This window comes from Pyxidicoccus sp. MSG2 (genome assembly GCF_026626705.1).
Taxonomy (GTDB): Bacteria; Myxococcota; Myxococcia; order Myxococcales; family Myxococcaceae; genus Myxococcus.
In genome coordinates this window covers 12,963,231-12,969,348 of the sequence record NZ_JAPNKC010000001.1, presented here as the reverse complement: position 1 = coordinate 12,969,348, position 6,118 = coordinate 12,963,231, and the positions used below count along the sequence as shown (strand labels likewise).

Here is a 6,118-nt window from a genome sequence, read left to right as displayed (position 1 = left end):
GGTCACGAATCGCTGTGGACCGCCAGGCTCGGCACGGCGTTCGCCCTGTAACGAGGACGCAGCCGCCTTGAGCGCAGGCTCCGAAGAACTTCAACAAGGAGGGGGAGGCAGCCGAGCGACGATACCCCCTGGCTCGCCCCTGGCGCAAAGCCCGCCGGGCCCGCGGCCGTCATCCTTTCCCAGGCGCGCTAACGCGGAGTCTGGAGGGACTTCACGTCGGCTGCGTAGCAGTCACCCATGGACACCAGCACCTTGCGGCCCGTGCCCTCGTAGGGCTTGCGCCCATGGGTCACCCGCATGTTGTCCACGAGCAGCACGTCCCCCTTTTGCCAGGGGAAGGTGACGAGGGTGTCCTGGTACGCCTTGCGAATGGCCTCCAGGTCGGCCACGTCGATATCGCTCCCGTCGCCGTGGTAGGCGTTGCGCGGCAGATCCTCCTTCTTGAAGAGCATCTGCATCGCCTGCTGCGCGGTGGGGGCCAGGCTGCTCACGTGAAACAAGTGCGCCTGGTTGAACCAGAACGTCTCTCCCGTGAGGGGATGCCGGGCCACGGCGGGCAGCACCTGGCGCGTGCGCAGCCGGGTGCCGTCCTTGTCCTTCCACTCGAACTCGATGCCGTGCGCCTGGCAGTACGCCTCGACCTCGGAGCGCTCCTGCGTCTGGAACACCACCTGCCAGGGCAGGTCCACACGAGGCCCGTAGTTGCGGACGTACATGATGCGCCGCTCCTCGAAGCGCCGCCGGATGGGCTCGGGGATGTTCGCGGTGGTCAGCCGGTTGTCCGTCAGAGGCGTCTCTCCGCCCTGCTCGGCGGGAGTGACGCAGTGGAAGCACAGGTTCATCGGACGGCTGTCCGAGTAGGCGTTCTCGTTGTGCTGCGGAATCGTCTCCTGCCGCGGGTACTCGGTCGCGGTGTAGACGCCTCGGCCCACCTCCGTGCGCGGGGTGGAGCGGTAGACGTAGCGCAGCGGGTCCACGTAGAGCGCGCCGGAGAGCTTCTCGAAGTCCTGGGGCCCTTCGAAGTGGAAGCCCCGGAAGAGCACGGCGCCGTGCTCCAGGAGCGCCGTGCGCCAACGCTCGCGGTGTTGTTCGACCCAGTCGAGAAGAGAAGTGTCCGGGGAGGGAGGATCGAGGGTGAGGGGAAGCATGGGGGAGGGCTGGCGGTCGCGCGGCACAATACAGTTAGAATCGAGGTGCTCTCAACCTGGAGAACCCACGAATGACTCGGAGCACCAGACCCACCTATGTCCTTGGCACGGGCCTCTCCCACGATGGCTCGGCGTGCCTCATCAAGGACGGGCGAATCTGCGTGGCCATCGAGAAGGAGCGCATCACCCGGCGCAAGCATGATGGAGGCAACGACTCGGACGCGGTGAGCTACTGCCTGCAGGCCGAGGGCATCACCATCGACGACGTGGCCGCCGTGGTGCAGAACGAAAACTTCGGCATGCTCGTGGGGGCCGACGACTGGTACCGCGGACCCCGCATGGTGAAGGGGACGAACGTCCCCATCGTCACCATCTCCCACCACCTGTCGCATGCCTACAGCGCCATTGGCGCCTCGCCGTTCGACGAGGCCGCGGTGCTCATCATCGACGGCTGTGGCAGTTCCTACGACGACTGCCTCGACCTGAAGGGGTGCACCCTCCCGGAAGTTCCGCCCGAGAAGCTGGGGCACCTCTTCTACGAGAAGGACAGTTACTACCGCTACGCGCAGGGCCAGCTGCGCCCCGTGTACAAGGACTTCTCCGAGGGCGGCCTCGCTCTCAAGAACTACCCCCTGCGGCCTGGCAGCACCATGCACTCCATTGGAGGCATGTACCTGGCGGCGAGCACCTACGTCTTCGCGGGCTTCGAGGACCCTGGGAAGCTGATGGGCTTGGCGCCCTACGGCCGCCCCGGCCAGCATGACTTTCCCATCTTCGACCTGAAGGACGGCCGCGTCTTCGTGCGCTACGACTGGCAGGAGCGCTTCACGCGCCCGGCGCGCAACAAGACCGACTTCAAGGAGCACTTCCAGGCGCACGCGGACTTCGCGTGGTGGGTGCAGCGCGAGGTGGAGCGGGCCATCCTCCACGTGGTGAACCATCGCTACGAGGTCTCCCCGTCGGACAACCTCGTCTACGCGGGCGGCGTGGCGCTCAACGCGGTGGCCAACCGGCTCATCCGCACGCAGACGCGCTTCAAGAACCTGTTCATCCAGCCAGCGGCGGGCGACAACGGCCTGGCGGTGGGCTGCGCGTATTACGGCTGGCTGGAGGTGCTCAAGCGGGAGCGGGTAAAGGCCACGGGCGCCTCGGCGTTCGGCCGGCACTACCGTCGCGACGAGCTCGAGGCGGCCGTGAAGCAGCACGGCGAGCATTTGAAGGAAGAGCCGGTGGAGGACGTCTCACGGCGTACCGCGGAGCTGCTCGCGGATGGCAAGGTGGTGGGCTGGTTCCAGGGCGGCTCGGAGCTCGGCCCGCGGGCGCTCGGCCACCGCAGCATCCTGGCGGATCCGCGCCGGGCGGAGATGCGCGACTTCATCAACTCGAAGGTGAAGTTCCGCGAGGACTTCCGCCCCTTCGCCCCGTCCGTGCTGCGGGAGGACTGCTCCACCTACTTCGACTGCGAATACGACAGCCCGTACATGATCTTGGTGGCGCCGGTGCGCTCCGAGTGGCGCTCGAAACTGCCTAGTGTGGTGCACCAGGACAACTCGGCCCGCATCCAGACGGTGACCGAGGACGTGTCCCCCGCGTACTACCGGCTGTTGAAGGACTTCAAGGCGGTCACCGGCATCTCCGTGCTGCTGAATACCTCCTTCAACCGCAAGGGCATGCCCATCGTCGAGACGCCCGCGGACGCAATCAAGTTCTTCCTCGGCTGCGCGCTGGATGCGCTGGTGTTGGAGGACCGCATCTTCTTCAAGACGGCGACAGAGGCGGCCGTGGACCTGTCCCTGGAAGCGCTGCTGCTCGAGCGGATCAAGCCGGCCCTGGAGCGCAACGCGGAGGAGGCCCGGACGCTGGGCGGGGTGTACGAGCTGCGCCTGAGCGGCGTGCGGACCTTCACCCTGGACCTGTCGCGCGCGCAGCCCACCGTGTACGAGGGCCGTGGCACGCCGGATATCTCGCTCGCGCTCTCCGAGAGCGACTTCCAGCGGCTCTACAACGACCCGGGCGAGGCCATGTCGATGTTCGGTGCGGGGAAGATCTCCGTCATTGGAGACCTGCAGCGCGCGCTCGTGCTGCTCCGCGTCTTCCAGATGTCCTGAGGGCGGGGACGGCTCGGTTCCGGTCCCCAACGGGTACCGGCTTGAGCGGACGCACGCGGACAGGAAAACGCCTTGCTTCCGGGGATTCTGGAAGCAGGGCGAGTGACTCCGACAGGAATCGAACTCTTAAACGGGCGGTTCCCTAACTATAAGCCCCCCTCACGCCCCGACAATTCGGGTGAGAACCCGGGCGGCACCCGCCACCATTGCCGGAAAACGACTCAGGACGGCCATCCCCGCCTTACTCCCTGCCTCCCGGCGCGGGTCGAGCGCGGAAGGAACGTTCGTTCCACGTCGGCACCCCTCGGGGGCGTGCTCATGCCTCGCCTGACACTGGGCTGCCCGGCGCCGGGCGAGCGCGGAAGGAACCTTCGTTCCAGACCGCCAGCTTGCGCTGGTAGGAATGCGGTGCGCGCTTCAAGGCGTTGCAGCTCGAGAGAAGCTGATTCCCGTGCGGTAGCGCCGCCGGTCCAGCTCGTGCCGGGCGGGAAGTGGCAGACGCTGATGGCCAGGCCCGTTGCGTCCGCCAGCCGCTGCGACTCGGCCTTCCATCCGGTCAGCGCCCTCAGTGAGTCCTTTCCTCGGCGGGCTGTGCACCGGCGTCGCTTTGCCACCGGGCGTGATGTTCGCGGATGATCGCAATTGCTTCGTCCGCGCCGTTCACGCAGCGCGGGATCTCCAGGTCAGGGGCGCTGATGAGCTCGTTGCCGGGCCGTAGCATGTGCGTGCGTGCCCAGTCGACGAGCCCGCCCCACATCGCACCCACGAAGACGAGTGGCGTGTCACGCAGATGTCTGACCTGAAGCAGTTGCCAGACCATCAACGATTCGAGCGCCGTGCCAATTCCCCCTGGAACGACCACGTAGGCGTCGGACATCAGGACGAAGTGGTGCAGGCGGGTGAAGAACGTCTGATGCACATAGGCTTGTTCGACAAAGGCGTTTGACTCCTGCTCGAATGGCAGGTCCACGCGGATTCCGGTGGACTGCGTCCGGCTGGGACCCTGAGCCTGTCTGGCGCCTTGGTTCGCGGCCTCCATCAACCCTGGACCGCCGCCCGTGACGATGTCGCAACCCAACGTGGTCAGACCTGCCGCCATTCTCCGGACTTCGTCGTAGGCCCAGTGGCCAGGCTTCGTCCGCGCTGAACCGAAGATGGTGACGCGGTAGCGCGTTCGGCGTGACGGCCGAAGCCGGGTCAGGTTGTTCACGGCGGTCCAGAGTCCGAAGACGGTGTCGGTGACAACACGCAGTGTCGTCTCTTCGTCCGCAAGGCTCACGGTAGCTTGAGAGCTGCTCGAGTACGGCGATTCGCTCATGGGAATTCTCCCTCGGTCGAAGGGGTGCCATCAAAGCCCCTCGTGCAAGCTGTGCGGTCGTCCACCCAGGTGTCGAGGAGCGGCCAGTTCTCCTTCAGTGCAACCGCTCCAGGCGCGCCGCAGTCCAGTGCGCGGAGGAAGTTCGACGCGCAAGGCTGTCCGGCTTCGGCCAGCGGGCTCGTCCGTCGCTCGGTCAGCGCAGGCGCGAGCCGGGTGGCGCCGCCGGGTCGAGCTCGTACACCTTGTAGGCGGCACGTAGGACGAACCGGGCTACGTTTCGCACCGGGACGCCGCCCGCGGTGAGCCCCCACTCAGTGCCGTTGTGCGCGTGGCCGTGAAACGCCACGTCGCACGGACCCTGGTCGATCGCGTCGGCCAGGAAGAACGAGCCCAGAAAGGGGTGGATCTCGGGGCGCTCGCCGAGGAGCGTGTCCTTGACGGGCGAGAAGTGCGTGAGCGCGACGTGGAGGTTGGCGTCCGCGGTGGCGAGGGCACGGGCCAGCTGCTCGCCACTCTCCCGGGAGCGCCGCACGAACAGCTTCATCTCGGGCTCGCCGAACTCGGTGCCGCACGCGCCGGCGAACCCGCAGCCGAACCCCTTGACCCCGGCCACCGCGACCCGCACGCCATCGACATCGCAGACCACCGCCTTGCCCTCGAGGACGCGCACCCCCGCGTCCTCGAGCGTGGCGCTAATCGCCTGCTCGGCGCCCATGTGGTAGTCGTGGTTGCCCAGCACCGCGAACATCGGCAACTCGAGGCGCGCGAGCTCGCGAGCCACGACCTGGGCCTCCTCGACAGAGCCGTGCTGCGTGAGATCGCCGGCCACCACCAGAATGTCGGCCCGGCCCCGCAAGTGCTCGACGGCGGCCCGGATCAGCGGCGCCGAGTCCATTCCGGCGTGGATATCCCCGACGGCGGCGATTCTCATGGGACGTAGGCCGTGACGGACAGATTGTTCACGACCTGCATCTCCGGGGGAAGTGCCTCGCGCACCACCTGCTCCACCGCCGCGCGTAACGAGTCCGACTCGACGCGACCGGCGATGAACACGCGATTGCCCGTGATCCTGAGCTGCACGTCGAGGAGGTTGGTTCGTGGGTCCGTGGCGAGGAGCTGCCGCAGGTGGCCGACCCTATGTTGGGGGAGCATCTCGCTGGCATCCATGTATACGCTCCATTCATACAAGCGTTACGCGACGCGGCGTCGCGCTCCGCATGTGCATGTGAGGGATGATCCCGGCGGGTCCTTGGACCTCGAAGGTGGCGAGGTTCAGAGGAAAAACAACCCGCCCATCCGTGCATGTTCTGGTTCAATGTTGGGGGAAGCGCGCGCGGTGTAGGGCAAGCCGGGGGCGAGGGGAGGAGTCGGGCGTCAGCGTCCCCACCCTCTACTCCTGGGAGAAGGAAGCGGTGGCGGCGGCCGGGCGGGCTGAGGTTCGGACGCTCGCGGCGCCCACGCAAAGTCATACACCCATCCAGGTGCTCTCGGGCGTGGACGCGATTGGCGCGGGCAACGTCCACCAGTCAGAGCTGAACAACAAC

Annotated in this window: 5 protein-coding genes and 1 pseudogene; 1 reads left to right on the top strand and 5 read right to left on the bottom strand. The window is 66.9% G+C overall.

Annotated elements, in window-relative coordinates:
* Positions 1-188 precede the first annotated feature (188 nt).
* The gene (locus tag OV427_RS49090) at positions 189-1,148 is read right to left on the bottom strand and encodes a TauD/TfdA family dioxygenase (protein ID WP_267863180.1); all 960 of its coding nucleotides are present in this window, start codon (positions 1,146-1,148) and stop codon (positions 189-191) included.
* 71 nt (positions 1,149-1,219) lie between these two features.
* Between OV427_RS49090 and OV427_RS49085 the strand changes: the two genes are divergently transcribed.
* Positions 1,220-3,256, top strand: a complete 2,037-nt coding sequence (locus tag OV427_RS49085) for a carbamoyltransferase C-terminal domain-containing protein (RefSeq protein WP_267863179.1) — start codon at positions 1,220-1,222, stop codon at positions 3,254-3,256.
* Positions 3,257-3,729: 473 nt separating this feature from the next.
* On the opposite strand, the pseudogene OV427_RS50945 reads toward OV427_RS49085, so the two are convergent.
* From OV427_RS50945 to OV427_RS49065, 4 genes and pseudogenes are all read right to left on the bottom strand, one after another.
* Positions 3,730-3,810 (bottom strand): annotated as a pseudogene (locus OV427_RS50945) (ISAzo13-like element transposase-related protein); the annotation flags it as partial.
* Between the two features lie 11 nt (positions 3,811-3,821).
* Positions 3,822-4,574 (bottom strand): LOG family protein, encoded by a 753-nt coding sequence (locus OV427_RS49075; protein ID WP_267863178.1) that lies wholly within the window; start codon positions 4,572-4,574, stop codon positions 3,822-3,824.
* Positions 4,575-4,767: 193 nt separating this feature from the next.
* Complete coding sequence (locus OV427_RS49070; protein ID WP_267863177.1) at positions 4,768-5,505, bottom strand: metallophosphoesterase family protein; 738 nt, start codon at positions 5,503-5,505, stop codon at positions 4,768-4,770.
* Positions 5,502-5,726, bottom strand: a complete 225-nt coding sequence (locus OV427_RS49065) for a hypothetical protein (RefSeq protein ID WP_267863176.1) — start codon at positions 5,724-5,726, stop codon at positions 5,502-5,504. Before OV427_RS49065 ends, OV427_RS49070 begins: the two co-directional genes overlap by 4 nt.
* Positions 5,727-6,118: the final 392 nt, after the last annotated feature.

What these genes read in the sequence shown, in the direction of transcription:
- OV427_RS49090 (WP_267863180.1), bottom strand. Translation starts at nt 1,148, where the DNA reads ATGCTTCCCCTCACCCTCGATCCTCCCTCCCCGGACACTTCTCTTCTC.
- OV427_RS49085 (WP_267863179.1), top strand. Translation starts at nt 1,220, where the DNA reads ATGACTCGGAGCACCAGACCCACCTATGTCCTTGGCACGGGCCTCTCC.
- OV427_RS49075 (WP_267863178.1), bottom strand. Translation starts at nt 4,574, where the DNA reads ATGAGCGAATCGCCGTACTCGAGCAGCTCTCAAGCTACCGTGAGCCTT.
- OV427_RS49070 (WP_267863177.1), bottom strand. Translation starts at nt 5,505, where the DNA reads ATGAGAATCGCCGCCGTCGGGGATATCCACGCCGGAATGGACTCGGCG.
- OV427_RS49065 (WP_267863176.1), bottom strand. Translation starts at nt 5,726, where the DNA reads ATGCTCCCCCAACATAGGGTCGGCCACCTGCGGCAGCTCCTCGCCACG.